Here is a 15,465-nt window from a genome sequence, read left to right as displayed (position 1 = left end):
TGCGCGGATTGCGCAGTGTCCAATGGATTGCGAAAGGCGAGGCGTACGATGAGCAAAGAAGTACTGCTGGTTGTTGAGTCGGTGTCCAACGAAAAGGGCGTTCCGGCCAGCGTGATTTTTGAAGCGTTGGAGTTGGCTCTGGCGACTGCAACAAAAAAACGTTTTGAGGACGAAGTTGAACTGCGTGTGGCGATTAATCGTCAAACAGGCAGCTACGAGACGTTCCGCTGCTGGACAGTGGTTGAAGAAGCGGACTTCGATGACCCTGCGCACCAGGTCACGACCGATATGCCGCGCGCCGTCGAAGCCAACGCAAAAGTGGGTGATGTGCTCGAGGAGAAAATCGAGTCCATCGAGTTCGGCCGTATCGCTGCGCAAACCGCCAAGCAGGTGATTGTCCAGAAAGTTCGCGAAGCTGAACGCGCCCAGGTGGTTGAAGCCTATCGTGAGCGATTGGGCGAAATCATCTCTGGCACCGTTAAAAAAGTGACCCGCGACAGCGTCATTGTTGACCTGGGTAACAACGCAGAAGCCATGTTGGCTCGCGAAGACATTATCTCTCGTGAGACTTTCCGTGTCGGTGTGCGTCTGCGCGCCCTGCTCAAGGAAATCCGCACCGAGAACCGCGGCCCGCAGCTTATCCTCTCGCGTACTGCGCCTGAGATGTTGATTGAGCTGTTCCGCATTGAAGTGCCAGAAATTGCCGAAGAGCTGATTGAAGTCATGGGTGCTTCCCGTGATCCGGGTTCGCGCGCCAAGTTGGCTGTGCGTTCCAAAGACAAGCGCATCGACCCGCAAGGTGCCTGTATCGGCATGCGCGGTTCGCGCGTGCAAGCCGTTTCCGGTGAACTGGCGGGTGAGCGTGTTGATATCGTGCTGTGGGATGACAATCCTGCTCAGTTCGTCATCAATGCCATGTCGCCTGCTGAAGTCGCCGCCATTATCGTCGACGAAGATGCCCATGCCATGGATATCGCCGTTGCCGCTGACAACCTTGCTCAGGCCATTGGTCGTGGCGGTCAGAACGTGCGCTTGGCCAGTCAGTTGACTGGTTGGACGCTAAACGTCATGACTGAAGCGGATATTCAAGCCAAGCAACAGGCTGAAACAGGCGACATCCTGCAGCGCTTTATTGACGATCTTGAAGTCGATGAAGAGCTTGCTCAGGTGTTGGTCGAAGAGGGCTTCACCAGCCTTGAAGAAATTGCCTACGTACCGATGGAAGAGATGCTCAGCATCAATGGTTTTGACGAGGAAATCGTCAACGAGCTTCGCGCTCGCGCCAAAGATCGCTTGCTGACCAAAGCCATTGCCAACGAGGAAAAGCTGGCAGATGCCCACCCAGCCGAAGACTTGCTCTCGCTAGAGGGGATGGATAAGGCGCTTGCGCATGAACTGGCAGTGCGCGGCGTTGTTAACCGCGAAGACCTGGCCGAGCAGTCGATTGATGACCTGCTCGACATCGACGGTATCGACGCTGAGCGAGCCGGCAAGTTGATCATGGCCGCCCGAGCCCATTGGTTCGAGTAAGCAGTTGCGGCCTGAGGAGAGAAATGCATGACGCAAGTCACGGTTAAAGAACTGGCCCAAGTGGTCAATACGCCGGTTGAACGCCTGCTGCAGCAAATGAGTGAGGCAGGTTTGCCGCACAAAAGTGCCGAGCAAGCGGTGACCGACAGTGAGAAGCAAGCCCTGTTGGCTTATCTCAAAAGCAGCCACGGCGACAAAGTGGAAGAGCCGCGTAAGATTACCTTGCAGCGCAAAACCACTAGCACCCTTCGTGCTGCCGGTAGCAAGACCATCAGCGTTGAGGTACGTAAGAAGAAAACCTTCGTTAAACGCAGCGCCGAAGAAATTGAAGCCGAGAAGCAGCGTGAGCTCGCAGAGCATCGCGCAGCTGCCGAAGCCGCTCGCTTGAAAGCTGAAGAAGAAGCCAAGCAGCGTGCGGTTGCTGAACCGCAACGCGCGGCTTCAGCTCCTGCTCAGCCTGAAGCACCCGCAGCAGAAGCGCCGGTTGCAGCAGTAGCTGTTGAGTTGCCTGTTGTTGCTGCAGTGGTTGAGGAGCGCAAGAAGGAAGAGCCGCGCCGCCCAGATAAAGCACGCAACGATGATGCCGAGCGTCGTGGTGGTGATCGTAAGACCACCCAGCATCGTCCGAGCGTTAAGGAAAAAGCCCCGGCGCCACGTGTTGCACCACGCTCTATTGACGAAGAAAGCGACAGCTTCCGTCGCGGTGGTCGTGGCAAGGGCAAGCTGAAGAAGCGTAATGCCCATGGCTTCCAGAGCCCGACCGGTCCAATCGTGCGTGAAGTGAAGATCGGCGAAACCATCACTGTGGGCGATCTTGCTCAGCAGATGTCGGTTAAAGCCGCTGAAATCATCAAGTTCATGTTCAAACTGGGTACTCCGGCGACCATTAACCAGGTCCTGGATCAGGAAACTGCCCAGCTGGTTGCTGAAGAACTGGGCCACAAAGTCATCCTGGTCAGCGACACGGCCTTGGAAGATTCTTTGGCTGAGTCTTTGAAATTCGAAGGTGAGACCTTCTCCCGTGCGCCGGTTGTGACGGTCATGGGTCACGTTGACCACGGTAAAACCTCGCTGCTCGACTATATTCGTCGCGCCAAGGTAGCTGCTGGCGAAGCCGGTGGTATTACCCAGCATATCGGTGCCTACCACGTAGAAACCGAGCGCGGCATGGTCACCTTCCTTGATACCCCGGGCCACGCCGCGTTCACCGCGATGCGTGCCCGTGGTGCCAAGGCGACAGATATTGTGATCCTGGTGGTTGCAGCGGACGACGGCGTGATGCCGCAGACCATTGAAGCCGTTCAGCACGCCAAGGCCGCCGGTGTTCCGCTGGTAGTGGCAGTGAATAAGATCGACAAGCCTGGCGCTGACCTCGACCGCATTCGCAGCGAGTTGTCCGTGCATGGCGTGACGTCGGAAGAGTGGGGCGGTGATACGCCGTTCGTTTCTGTCTCGGCCAAGGTCGGTACTGGTGTTGACGAGCTGCTTGAAGCTGTACTGCTGCAGGCCGAGATTCTTGAGCTGAAAGCCACGCCATCGGCCCCAGGTCGTGGTGTTGTGGTCGAGTCGCGCCTTGATAAAGGTCGCGGTCCGGTTGCCACCGTATTGGTTCAGGACGGTACGCTGCGTCAAGGCGATATGGTGCTGATCGGTTCCAACTTCGGTCGTATCCGCGCCATGCTCGACGAGAATGGCAAGCCAATCAAAGAAGCTGGTCCGTCGATTCCGGTCGAGATTCTTGGCCTGGACGGCACGCCGGATGCTGGCGATGACATGAGCGTATTGGCTGACGAGAAGAAAGCCCGCGAAGTCGCACTGTTCCGCCAAGGCAAGTTCCGTGAAGTTAAGCTGGCCCGTGCTCACGCCGGCAAGCTGGAAAATATCTTCGAGAACATGGGTCAGGAAGAGAAAAAGACGCTCAACATCGTCCTCAAATCCGACGTCCGTGGTTCTCTGGAAGCGCTGCAAGGCTCGCTCAGCGGCCTGGGTAACGATGAAGTGCAAGTGCGTGTGGTCGGCGGCGGTGTCGGTGGTATCACCGAATCCGATGCTAACCTGGCGCTGGCCTCCAACGCTGTACTGTTCGGCTTCAACGTGCGTGCCGATGCCGGTGCGCGCAAGATCGTCGAGCAGGAAGGTCTGGATATGCGTTACTACAACGTGATCTACGACATCATCGAAGACGTGAAGAAAGCGCTGACCGGCATGCTCGGCAGTGATGTTCGCGAGAACATCCTGGGTATCGCTGAGGTGCGTGACGTGTTCCGTTCGCCGAAGTTTGGTGCCATTGCCGGTTGTATGGTGGTTGAAGGTACGGTTTACCGTAACCGTCCGATCCGCGTACTGCGCGACGACGTGGTGATCTTCGAAGGCGAGCTGGAATCCCTGCGTCGCTTTAAAGACGATGCCTCCGAAGTGCGTAATGGCATGGAGTGCGGTATCGGCGTGAAGAGCTACAACGACGTCAAGGTCGGCGACAAAATCGAAGTGTTCGAGAAAGTCCAAGTGGCCCGTAGCCTGTAAGCACGAGCCGCAACACGCAGCGCCCGGCCCCGCTTTTGCGCGGCCGGGCGTTTGCCGCTTTTAGGTCCGCTGCTTTTTCGAGCCGCGTGACGAGTGAAGGTAGTAGAAATGGCCAAAGAATTTAGCCGGGCCCAGCGCATCGGCGACCAAATACAGCGCGAACTGGCGCAGTTGATCCGCATGGAAATCAAGGACCCGCGTCTCGGCGGTCTGGTGACCATCACCGCCGTAGAAGTCAGTCGCGACTCCAGTCATGCCAAGGTGTTTGTCACCATCATGGGTGGCGAGCCGGAAGAAGGCGTTGATCCCGTGGTGCAGAGCATCAAGGTGCTCAACGATGCCAGCGGCTTCCTGCGCATGCAGTTGGGGCGGGCGATGAAGCTACGCAGCGTGCCTAACCTGCGTTTCCATTACGACGAAAGCGTTATCCGTGGTGCGCAGTTGTCGGCCCTGATCGAGCGTGCAGTCAGCGAAGACCGTCAGCACGACGACGAACCTGAGGCTAAGGAGTAAGCGCGTGGCCCAGGTCAAACGTATTCGTCGTGCCGTTGATGGCATTATCCTGCTCGATAAGCCCAAAGGCTTTAGCTCCAACGCCGCTCTGCAGAAGGTACGCTGGCTGCTCAACGCCGAGAAGGCCGGGCATACCGGCAGCCTTGATCCGTTGGCTACTGGCGTGCTGCCATTGTGCTTCGGTGAGGCCACAAAGTTTTCCCAGTACCTGCTGGATGCCGATAAAGGCTACGAAACGCTGATGCAGTTGGGCGTTACCACCACCACAGCCGATGCTGAAGGTGAAGTGCTGGAACGTCGCCCAGTGACCGTTGGTCGCGCCGATATCGAAGCGGTTCTTCCCCAATTTCGCGGCGAAATCAGCCAGATACCGCCGATGTACTCGGCGCTCAAGCGTGATGGGCAGCCGCTTTACAAGCTCGCTCGTGCTGGCGAAGTAGTGGAGCGCGAGCCGCGTTCTGTTACTATTGCGCGCCTGGAATTACTGAGCTGCGAGGCGGAGCAAGCGCGCCTGGCGGTTGATTGCAGCAAGGGCACCTATATTCGTACGCTGGTCGAAGATATCGGCCACCAGTTGGGATGTGGTGCGCACGTTGCTGAGTTGCGCAGAACCAAAGCTGGCCCTTTTGATTTAAGCCGTACCGTAACGCTCGAAGAACTGGAGCGGGTGCATGCTGAAGGGGGCAACGAAGCGGTTGATCAGTTTTTGCAGCCGTCCGACAGCGGCCTGCAACATTGGCCATTGCTGCAGTTCTCTGAGCACAGTTCGTTTTACTGGCTGCAAGGGCAGCCGGTACGCGCCCCCGAAGCGCCAAAGTTCGGCATGGTTCGGGTGCAAGACCACAACGGTCGCTTTATCGGTATCGGTGAAGTGAGCGAAGACGGGCGTATTGCGCCGCGTCGTTTGATTTCAACCAAGGCATAGCCAGGGTTGCAGCCGCTGAACACTGTTCGGTGGTAGATGATTCGGTCAGTTTGGCCGTAGCGCAGGTAAAGGGTTTCGGCTCTGGCCTGCGTGTATCGAGGGTGGCTGTTAATAGGCGCGGTCATACCTCACTTAAAAACACGGGAAGCGATTCCCGGCCTATTGCGACTGTTTCGGCAGTTGCCTAACTGAGAGGATTGCCCCATGGCACTCAGCGTTGAAGAAAAAGCCCAAATCGTAACTGACTACCAGCAAGCTGCTGGCGACACCGGTAGCCCGGAAGTGCAAGTTGCACTGCTGTCCGCCAACATCAACAAGCTGCAAGGCCACTTCAAGGCCAACGGTAAAGATCACCACTCGCGTCGTGGCCTGATCCGTATGGTTAACCAGCGTCGTAAGCTGCTGGATTACCTGAAGGGCAAGGATGTTAGTCGTTACAGCGCCCTGATCGGTCGCCTGGGTCTGCGTCGCTAAGCAATGCTTACGCGTAGCTGACTGCCGAAGCTGGAAGTGGGGTTTGCCCCTGCTTCCAGCTTTTGCTTTTCTGCTTTAGCTGTTTTGGACGATAGCGGGTCCGATTCCCGTAACCGCCCACACATTCTGCAAGACCCGTTTGTTCACGTTGACGTGATAGAACGGTGCAAGAACCGCTTTCCCCAAGGGCAACAAAGAGAAGGAAAACACCGTGAACCCGGTAATCAAGAAGTTCCAGTTCGGTCAATCGACCGTTACCCTCGAGACAGGCCGTATCGCCCGTCAAGCCTCCGGCGCAGTGCTGGTCACCGTTGACGACGACGTCGCCGTACTGGTCGCCGTAACCGGCGCCAAGACTGCCGACCCAAGCAAAGGCTTTTTCCCGCTGTCCGTGCACTACCAGGAAAAAACCTACGCAGCCGGCAAGATCCCCGGCGGTTTCTTCAAGCGTGAAGCGCGCCCAAGCGAAAAAGAAACCCTGACCTCGCGTCTGATCGACCGTCCGATCCGTCCGCTGTTCCCGGAAGGTTTCCAGAACGAAGTGCAGGTTATCTGCACCGTGATCTCCACCAGCAAGAAGACTGATCCGGACATCGCTGCGATGATCGGTACTTCCGCTGCACTGGCCATCTCCGGCATCCCGTTCAACGGCCCGATCGGTGCTGCGCGCGTAGCCTTCCACCCGGAAACCGGCTACCTGCTCAACCCGACTTACGAGCAACTCAAGGCTTCGAGCCTGGACATGGTTGTAGCCGGTACTAAAGATGCCGTGCTGATGGTTGAATCGGAAGCCAAAGAGCTGACCGAAGACCAGATGCTGGGCGCTGTACTGTTTGCTCACGACGAGTTCCAGGCCGTGATCCAGGCCGTTACCGAGCTGGCTGCTGAAGCCGCCAAGCCGACGTGGGACTGGCAGCCGAAAGCGGAAAACACCGCACTGCTCAATGCCATTCGCAGCGAATTCGGTGAAGCGATTTCTCAGGCCTACACCATCATCATCAAGCAAGACCGCTACGCGCGCCTGGGTGAGCTGAAAGATCAGGTAGTCGCCAAGCTTTCCGGTGCTGAAGGTCAGCCTTCTGCTGGTGAAGTCAAAGAAGCCTTTGGTGAAATCGAATACCGCACCGTGCGCGAGAACATCGTTAACGGTAAGCCGCGTATCGACGGCCGTGATACCCGCACTGTGCGAGGTCTGAACATCGAAGTCGGTGTGCTGGACAAAACCCACGGTTCGGCCCTGTTCACCCGTGGCGAAACCCAGGCTCTGGTTGTAGCGACCCTCGGTACCGCCCGTGACGCGCAACTGCTCGACACCCTGGAAGGCGAGAAGAAAGACCCCTTCATGCTGCACTACAACTTCCCGCCGTACTCGGTGGGCGAGTGTGGTCGCATGGGTGCTACTGGCCGTCGCGAAATCGGTCACGGCCGTCTGGCCCGTCGTTCGGTTCAGGCCATGCTGCCAGCCGCTGACGTGTTCCCGTACACCATCCGCGTAGTATCGGAAATCACCGAGTCCAACGGTTCGTCTTCGATGGCATCCGTTTGCGGTGCTTCCCTGGCACTGATGGACGCCGGTGTGCCGATGAAGGCACCGGTAGCCGGTATCGCCATGGGTCTGGTTAAAGAAGGCGAGAAATTTGCCGTTCTGACCGACATCCTCGGCGACGAAGATCACCTGGGCGACATGGACTTCAAAGTAGCTGGTACCGCCAAGGGCGTAACCGCACTGCAGATGGACATCAAGATCCAGGGCATCACCGAAGAAATCATGGAAATCGCTCTGGGCCAAGCCCTGGAAGCGCGCCTGAATATTCTCGGTCAGATGAACAAGATCATCGCAACCTCGCGCACCGAGTTGTCGGCTAACGCCCCAACCATGATCGCGATGAAGATCGACCAGGACAAAATTCGCGACGTGATCGGCAAAGGTGGTGCAACCATCCGCGCTATCTGCGAAGAAACCAAAGCGTCGATCGACATCGAAGACGATGGCTCGATCAAGATCTTCGGCGAAACCAAGGAAGCCGCAGAAGCAGCGCGTCAGCGCGTTCTGGGCATCACCGCGGAAGCCGAGATCGGCAAGATCTACATCGGTAAGGTTGAGCGCATCGTCGATTTCGGTGCCTTCGTTAACATCCTGCCGGGCAAAGACGGTCTGGTGCACATCTCCATGCTCAGCGATGCGCGTGTTGAGAAGGTGACTGACATTCTGAAAGAAGGTCAGGAAGTGGAAGTGTTGGTACTGGACGTGGACAACCGCGGCCGCATCAAGCTGTCCATCAAAGACGTAGCTGCAGCCAAGGTGTCGGGCGTTTAATCACCCCGGTATGCCTTGATTGAGTGCAGCCCAAGCGGCTGTACTCGTTAATTAAAAGCCCCGCTGGTTTTGCCAGCGGGGCTTTTTTATGCGTCAGACCTAGTGGTTTTTAGCTTGGCTGTCGGTGGGGTGTGCATCGCGGGGTGACACGCGGAATGTGATGCTTACACGAGTGGCTGCCGAGTTTTACTGGCGTATCGAAACGCCGCTCAAAGACCGCGCTTGCTGTCGATTTTGACCAGGCGATTGCCTTCAAAACGCAGGAATTGGTACATGCCATTGCGTGGCCCGTAGACCCATTCTTCAACGGCTACTTCATTGCGAAAACCATAGGCATCAAGCACTTCGCGGTAGCCGACAAACTCGCGGCTCATCGGCTCGCCACATTTACTGGCGACCACGCTGGAGGAGTCCGTCACGCTGATCAGGCCGCTGTCACAGCGCAGGGTCGACGAGGCCTGTGCCACGGTAGGCAGCAAAATTAATAGGCTGCAGATAAGTGCTTTCAATCGACGCTCCTTGTTTTAACGACTACGACGGCGCTCGATAGCGCGCAAGCGCGTGCCCTCGAACGTCAAAATGCTCAGCATGCCGTTATCCGGGCCGTAGACCCATTCCTCAATCTGGTATTCACGGCGCTCGTTAGGGCCGAGTGAATAACCGACCAGGTCACGAAAGGCGGGTTCGCCGCACTTTTGTAGTACCTCGAAACGTCGGTCATCCAGGCTCACCAGTTGGCTGCCGCAGCGCAAGGTGTCGGCCTGCGCCATGAGCGGTGTGATTAGCAAGGTGAGTAATAGCATGCGGGATAACGTGCGCATAGGTACAAGGCTCATGGGCTGCCAAGGTGCAGTGTGGAGGCGACGCGACCATCGGTGTCGGCCTGGACACTGTTGACATCCAACAAGTGAATTCGTTCGTCGGCCAGGCCGCCACGGTCAACCAGGTAGTCCTTAATTTCACCGGCTCGCGCCTGGGCCAGTTGGCGCTGTAACAGTTCGCTCTGCGCCCAGGACTGCAGGACTGCATCGCGCATCTTGTTATGGCGTTCTTGTTCGGGCAGTTCGCGCCATTCAGCCGGCGGTTGCTGTTTGAGGCGCACGCGATAAATGCCCTCGAGGAGAACCGCTTTGTCGTCGTCATCAATGATCAGGTCGCTGGGTTGTGCGGGAACTTCGTCGCCGCGCCGTTGCAGGATTTTGTACCACGTGGCCTGGTATTCACGCTCCAAGCGGTTCTCGGCCAATGGTGGGCCGTCGCTGCTCAGGGCGCTCATGCCTTCGATTTCCAGGTGCAGCGTCGGGCGTTCTTTAAGTGCGCTGGCCAGCATGTCCAAGGCCTTTTGCGCGTCCGCGTCGAGCGAGCTATCACCCGCGGCGAAGCGCACCGTACTGAGGTCAACATCGCTACCGCCACTGACCAGGCCGCCGATAAACTTGAACGGTGCCTGCGCGGCGCGCAATACCAGATTACGCAGGGTCTGCCAGACGATGGGCATAACGCTGAATTCAGGACTGTTTAGATTGCCCTGCACGGGTAGCTGGATCTCGATATTGCCTTCTGTGTCTTTAAGCAGAGCCACGGCCAGGCGAATCGGCAGGTCCATGGCGTTTTTGCTGTCGACCTTCTCGCCCAGTTGCAGGTCTTCCAGCAGCAGTTTGTTTTCGGCATTGAGGTTGCCTTTCTCGATTTTGTAATGCAGATCGAGATTGAGGCGGCCTTTGCGGATGCGGAAGCCGGCGAACTTGCCAGAGTAGGGCGTCAGGGTTGTCAGCTCGACGTTCTTGAAGCGGGTCGTGATATCCAGACGGTTCATCGGATCGAACGGTGTGAGCTGGCCTTTGATGCTGACCGGTGCGTATTTATCGACCTTGCCGGTGATATCAATGCTGGCAGCATTCGGGCTTTGATTATTCAGGGTGCCGATCTTGCCGTTAAGTTGGCCAATGGCGGTGGCAAAGTTGGGACGCAAGCTGAAGTCAGCGAAATTGGCCGAGCCGTCCTGAATGCTGATGCCTCCGATACGGATAGGCAGCGGTTTCTCGGTTGTTGCTTTGCTCTGTTCGGAGCTAGCGGGTTGAGGCACCAGCAGCTCGTTGACGTTGGTGGTCAGGTCTTCGTTGATGATGAAGCGTACATAGGGCTGTTGCAGCTTGACTTGGCCGATCGCAAGGCCCTTGCCGTGTTGATAGTCGATCCCTTCCACCAGCACGCGCTGCCATTTGAGCAAGTCGCGGTCTTTGAGAGTATCGAGGGTGTGCAGTTGGTTAATTTCGGCCTGACCATCGATGCGAAATGCCAGCGGCTCGATGCTTTGCAGATCAACTGCCAGATCACTGCCAAGCCGCCCACTGCGCAGTTCCAGGCGCACGAAGGGGGTCAGGTACTTCTGTGCCAGACGCAGGTCGATATCGCGGGTGGCCACTTGTAGCTTGGCCGTGGTGGGTGTCAGTTGCACCTGGCCGGCGACGTTGATTTGCCCGGTTTTATTGACGCCGGTGTCGAGTTTAAGCGTGAAAGGCGAGGTGCCCAGGCTGTCAAAATCGCTCAGGTCGAGGTTGAGCGGCGCGAGCTCCAGTTTGACTTCTGCGCCGCCAGCGCGGTCGCTCAGGTGCACCTGATAGTTACGCAGTTGCATGTCGCGCAGGATGACTTGCCATGGTTTATCAGACGTTTGTGGCAGATCTTGCGTGGTGGTTTCCAGCTCAGCAGATTGCTCTGCGGTGGTCGGCGCGTTCACCGCCTCAGTTTCTGTTGCCTTGCTGGGATCCGCCCCAGCCTCAACTGGAGCTGGAGCTGGAGCTGGTTTTGCAGGTTGGCTGGCCAGTAATTTTTGCCAGTCGAGCTGACCATCGGCTTCGCGTGCCGCCCAAGTTTCGAGCGTTTGGCTTCTGATTTTGCCGATGATGACCTGCTGTTTGGCCAGGTCAACGCTGGTTTCGCTGATATCCAGGCTTTCCAGGCGCAGCAGCGGTTTGTCCGCTGGGCTCTTGATGGCAAAACGGCTGACGCTCAGTTGGGTATTGCTCAACAGCAGTTCAGTACCATTGGCGAGGTTTAGGTTGTAGTCGCTGCTCAGGTTGACCGTGCCGTCTTCAAGGACCAGAGGCAGCGCATCGCGCACGTAGGGCCAGAAGGCTTTCAGCTTGCCGTCGGTGATTTTTAAATTACCGCTGGAGCTGATCGGCACCAGGCTGATGCGCCCAGTCCAGTCAATCCGCCCGCCAGTAGGCCCGGTGGCCACTAGGCTCATGTCGGCATTGTCGTCGGGCAGGGTGCTGAGGTTGAACAGTTCAAGGTTGAGGTCGTCGTAAAGGAACTCGATTGGCTCGCTGGGCCGCAGATCCTGAAAGTGGACGTTACCGCTGCTCAATTTGATCCGTGCGATGCGTAACGGGAACGGCTCGCCGCTTGGCTCATCGACCGCCGGTTGCGGACTTGGCGGTATGTTGAACAATTGGGTCAGGTTGAGCCGTCCGTCCTTGCCAAACAGGACTTCGCCTTGCGGTTTGTCCAATTCAATGTCGGCCAGGTGCAAAACGCCGTTCCACAGGCTGTCGAGTTGCAGGTTGGCATACAGGCGCTCAAAAGCGATCTGCTGCTGGTCAGCTTCGCCGATCCGCAGGCCCCAGAGGCTGAGCTCCAGGCTGAACGGGTTGAGTTGTAAACGCTGCAGGCTGGCGGGTACGGTCGCGTACTGGGCCAGTTGCTGGTTGGCAATGCGCAGGGCGATGCCCGGCAAAATCAGAAAGCCCAGCAGGCTGTAGAGGGTCACGGCGATGGCCATTGCGCTGGCCGCGCGCTTTATTCCTTTAAGCATAATTACGTCATCTTTCCCGACGAGAAGTGCTTGGGAGTATGGCATGCACGCGCGGCTTCGCAGAACCTCCGCAGCGGATTCTGTGTTCGGTACAGTGCTTTAGAACTGCAAAATCAGCGTTTTCAGCGGTGGTTGGCCGTCGTGCGACGGGAAGTCAGCGGCGGGTGGCAGCACCTGGCAGTCGCGCACCGGGCGGCCGAGTTTGTCAGCGCAACGCAGCACCTGTTCGCGCCAGTCCGCCATGGCGACTTTAGCCAAGTTGTTGCAGCAGATCAGTACACCATTGTCAGCGGTGGCGAGAATCGCTGGCTTGAGCAGGCTTTGATAATCGCGCAGCAGGTCGACGGTGCCGAACGCGCTCTTGGCCCAGGCCGGCGGGTCGAGCAGTACGAGGTCAAACTGGCGTTGTTCAAGGCGCGGATACGGCGGCAGTTTGTGCCCGCGGCGCGCAGTGATGGGCAGCCCGGCCAGTTGGCGAATGGCTGGGAAGTAGTCGGATTGGACGAACTGCATGGGTGCGAGCTGCGGGTTGAGCGCGCCATTTTCGCGGCCGACGGCCAGGTTGCCTTCGGCAAAATCCAGGTTAACGACTTCACGGGCTCCGCCCGCTGCGGCGCTCAGGCCAACACCGCAGGTGTAAGCAAATAGATTGAGCACGGATTGACCCGCACTGTGCGCTTTGATCCAGCCACGGGCGTTGCGCAGGTCGAGAAATAACAGCGGGTCTTGTCCCGCATGACGCCCACGTACGCGGTAATTGAGGCCCCATTCATGACCGACCAGATCGGCCAGTGCGGCTGGTTCGGCTTGGTAGACCGGGTCCGTGCGGTCGATACGCGAGTTGCCTTGGCTGCGGTCGTTGTACACCAGCAATAACGGCTGATTCAGGTGGCTGCAGATCAGCGCGTGGGCGGCCAGTAAGTCATCACGGCTGAGTGGCTGGTGAAAGGTCTGTACCAGTAATTGCTCACCGTAACGGTCGATGGTCAGACCGCCCGCGCCTTCCTGGCTGCCATGGAACAGGCGATAGCAGTCGGTGCCTTGCTGATGCAGTTCAGTTATCAGGTCTTGGCGGTTATGCAGTGCGGCGCGCAGCGCCTGATCGAGAGAGGGCATGCGCGGCGACTCGAAAAAGAAGGGCGCGCAGTTTACCACTGCGCTTTTCGAGGGGAGCAGCTTTAGCCGCGATGCTTACGATTTTAAAGCGCGCGGCTAAAGCCCCTCCGGCAAGATCAAAAGCCTCAGCGCGTAAGGCGGATGTTGCTATTTACATCCACCACAGCGGTGAGGCGTGACCCGGCCTACTTATCAGTTCCTTTCAATGGCCAGCGCTACGCCTTGGCCGCCACCGATGCACAGGGTGGCGAGGCCTTTTTTGGCGTCACGTTTGATCATCTCGTGCAACAGGCTGACCAGCACGCGGCAGCCCGAAGCGCCAATCGGGTGGCCGAGGGCGATGGCGCCGCCGTTGACGTTGACCTTGCTGGCATCCCAGCCCAGTTCTTTCCCGACTGCCAAGGCTTGTGCGGCGAAGGCTTCGTTGGCTTCGATCAGGTCCAACTCATCCAGCTGCCAGCCGGCTTTGACCAGGCAGCGCTGGGTCGCGCCGACCGGGCCGATGCCCATGATCGCCGGGTCGACACCGGCACTGGCGTAGCTGGCGATTTTGGCCAATACCGGCAGACCGAGTGCCTTGGCTTTCTCTGCGCTCATCATCAGCACCGCTGCTGCACCGTCGTTCAGGCTAGAGGCGTTGCCGGCAGTAACGCTGCCCTCTTTTTTAAACGCGGGCTTGAGTTTACCCAGCGATTCGGCGGTGGTGCCAGCGCGCGGTTGCTCGTCGGTGACGAAGGCCACGGGGTCGCCTTTGCGCTGGGGAATGAGGATTGGGGTGATTTCAGCCGCGAAGCGTCCGGCTTCGATGGCCGCTACGGCTTTCTGTTGCGAGGCAGCGGCAAAGGCATCTTGTCCTTCACGGCTGATGCCGTACTTGTCCACTAGGTTTTCGGCGGTGATGCCCATGTGGTAATCGTTGAAGGCATCCCACAGGCCGTCAGTGATCATGCTGTCAATCAGCTTGGCATGGCCCATGCGCAGGCCAGTGCGTGCGCCGGGCATCACGTAGGGGGACAAGCTCATGTTTTCCATGCCGCCGGCAATGACCACGTCGGCGTCGCCGCAGCGAATCGCTTGGGCGGCCAGGTGCAAAGCTTTGAGGCCTGAGCCGCAGACTTTGTTCAGGGTCAGTGCGGGTACGGCATGCGGCAAACCGGCAAGAATCACCGCTTGGCGCGCCGGATTCTGCCCGCTGCCTGCAGTGAGTACCTGGCCGAGGATCACTTCATCAACCTGTGCGCCGTCCAAGCCTGTTTGCGCCAATAACTGGCGGATTACCGCAGCGCCCAGTTCAGGGGCCGGGATGGCAGCCAGTGCACCCTGAAAACTGCCGATGGCGGTGCGGGTGGCGGCAACGATGACAACCTCTTGCATAACGCGATCCTCACAAAATGACAGGCGCGGCAGGCCGCGAAAGTTCGCTATGGTGGCACAGCGGCTTTGCTGGCGGCCAGCGTGTGAACTGCTCGGTCACTGCAACGGTGGCAGATTTAACCGTCGGCGGGCGCAACTGACCGCACCGCCACGCACTGCCCAGCGCAGCGTGGGCGCAAGGCTGTGTACGCCGGCCTGGATGATCCGGCTGCGCGCCGGGCTCACTGTCTGGCCAAGCATGTGCTGCGCCCAGTCGGGTAGCAGGTCGATACCGGCTTGCATCATCCATTTACCTGCCGGTACCGCCAGGGCGCTTGGCGCGGGGGCGGCGAGCAGAATGCGCAGAATCTCCAGCGAGCGCTCATCGCAACTCAGTTCCGCGCGGACTGCGTGCAGATAAGTGGCAACTTCGGCGCGCGATCGAGGCACATGGGTGGCCCCCAGGCGTTCGGCTATCAAGGCAATCTCGGCGTAGTAGCGGTCTTGATCGGCGGCGCTGAGGTGCGGGTTGCGGTAACGCAGATGGGCCTGAAGAAAACTGTGGACTTCGGCCACATGCACCCAAGTCAGTAACGCCGGGTCGCTGGCTGCGTAAGGGCGGCCATCTGCGGCGTTGCCGGTAACCTTGAGATGGATGGTCTTGACCTTTTCGATCAGCCACTCGGCATCGGCGCGCGAACCATAGGTGGTGCCGGAAATGAATTGCCCAGTGCGTCGCAGGCGACCGAGCAGGTCCTGGCGAAAATTGGAGTGATCCCACACGCCGGCCAATGCCAGCTGTGGGAGGAAAATAAAGTGTCATCCTAACTACAGGACCCTGCAACGTAGCAATTCCTGCAAAAATCCATTTAAAACAATGACTTATTTCAATTC

At 58.3% G+C, this 15,465-nt stretch carries 11 protein-coding genes and 1 pseudogene; 6 read left to right on the top strand and 6 right to left on the bottom strand.

Annotated features, from left to right (window positions below; genetic code table 11):
• Positions 1 to 48: 48 nt before the first annotated feature.
• The 6 genes from nusA (at position 49) to pnp (ending at position 8,282) form a co-directional block, all read left to right on the top strand.
• Entirely contained in the window at positions 49 to 1,530 is a 1,482-nt protein-coding gene (gene nusA, locus AUK77_RS16765; protein WP_296131946.1) for a transcription termination factor NusA, read from the top strand.
• A 27-nt stretch (positions 1,531 to 1,557) separates the two neighbouring features.
• Positions 1,558 to 4,053, top strand: a complete 2,496-nt coding sequence (gene infB / locus AUK77_RS16760; protein WP_296131944.1) for a translation initiation factor IF-2 — start codon at positions 1,558 to 1,560, stop codon at positions 4,051 to 4,053.
• A 108-nt stretch (positions 4,054 to 4,161) separates the two neighbouring features.
• Positions 4,162 to 4,566 (top strand): 30S ribosome-binding factor RbfA, encoded by a 405-nt coding sequence (rbfA, locus tag AUK77_RS16755; RefSeq protein ID WP_296131941.1) that lies wholly within the window; start codon positions 4,162 to 4,164, stop codon positions 4,564 to 4,566.
• Positions 4,567 to 4,570: 4 nt separating this feature from the next.
• Positions 4,571 to 5,491, top strand: coding sequence for a tRNA pseudouridine(55) synthase TruB (gene truB, locus AUK77_RS16750; protein ID WP_296131938.1), 921 nt, complete (start codon positions 4,571 to 4,573; stop codon positions 5,489 to 5,491).
• Positions 5,492 to 5,695: 204 nt separating this feature from the next.
• Entirely contained in the window at positions 5,696 to 5,965 is a 270-nt protein-coding gene (gene rpsO / locus AUK77_RS16745; RefSeq protein ID WP_275961681.1) for a 30S ribosomal protein S15, read from the top strand.
• A 211-nt stretch (positions 5,966 to 6,176) separates the two neighbouring features.
• Positions 6,177 to 8,282 carry a polyribonucleotide nucleotidyltransferase gene (gene pnp / locus AUK77_RS16740; protein ID WP_296131936.1) on the top strand — a complete coding sequence of 702 codons (2,106 nt, stop codon included), beginning with the start codon at positions 6,177 to 6,179 and terminating at the stop codon, positions 8,280 to 8,282.
• A gap of 209 nt (positions 8,283 to 8,491) precedes the next feature.
• On the opposite strand, the gene AUK77_RS16735 is transcribed toward pnp, so the two are convergent.
• The 6 genes and pseudogenes from AUK77_RS16735 to AUK77_RS16710 form a co-directional block, all read right to left on the bottom strand.
• Complete coding sequence (locus AUK77_RS16735; protein ID WP_296131933.1) at positions 8,492 to 8,791, bottom strand: DUF2845 domain-containing protein; 300 nt, start codon at positions 8,789 to 8,791, stop codon at positions 8,492 to 8,494.
• Positions 8,792 to 8,806: 15 nt separating this feature from the next.
• Positions 8,807 to 9,103 carry a DUF2845 domain-containing protein gene (locus AUK77_RS16730; RefSeq protein WP_296131930.1) on the bottom strand — a complete coding sequence of 99 codons (297 nt, stop codon included), beginning with the start codon at positions 9,101 to 9,103 and terminating at the stop codon, positions 8,807 to 8,809.
• 11 nt (positions 9,104 to 9,114) lie between these two features.
• Positions 9,115 to 12,102 carry a DUF748 domain-containing protein gene (locus AUK77_RS16725; RefSeq protein WP_296131928.1) on the bottom strand — a complete coding sequence of 996 codons (2,988 nt, stop codon included), beginning with the start codon at positions 12,100 to 12,102 and terminating at the stop codon, positions 9,115 to 9,117.
• 99 nt (positions 12,103 to 12,201) lie between these two features.
• A complete protein-coding gene (locus AUK77_RS16720) occupies positions 12,202 to 13,218 on the bottom strand; it encodes a class I SAM-dependent methyltransferase (protein WP_296131925.1) in 1,017 nt (338 codons plus the stop codon).
• A 192-nt stretch (positions 13,219 to 13,410) separates the two neighbouring features.
• Complete coding sequence (locus AUK77_RS16715; RefSeq protein WP_296131922.1) at positions 13,411 to 14,592, bottom strand: acetyl-CoA C-acetyltransferase; 1,182 nt, start codon at positions 14,590 to 14,592, stop codon at positions 13,411 to 13,413.
• 96 nt (positions 14,593 to 14,688) lie between these two features.
• Positions 14,689 to 15,369: pseudogene (locus AUK77_RS16710) on the bottom strand (oxygenase MpaB family protein); the annotation flags it as partial.
• Between the last annotated feature and the right edge of the window lie 96 nt (positions 15,370 to 15,465).

The organism is Pseudomonas sp. Ga0074129 (assembly GCA_001465025.1).
In the GTDB taxonomy this organism is placed as follows: domain Bacteria; phylum Pseudomonadota; class Gammaproteobacteria; order Pseudomonadales; family Pseudomonadaceae; genus Aquipseudomonas.
Note: the sequence above shows the minus strand (reverse complement) of the source record. Positions and strands in the feature narration are given on the sequence as shown.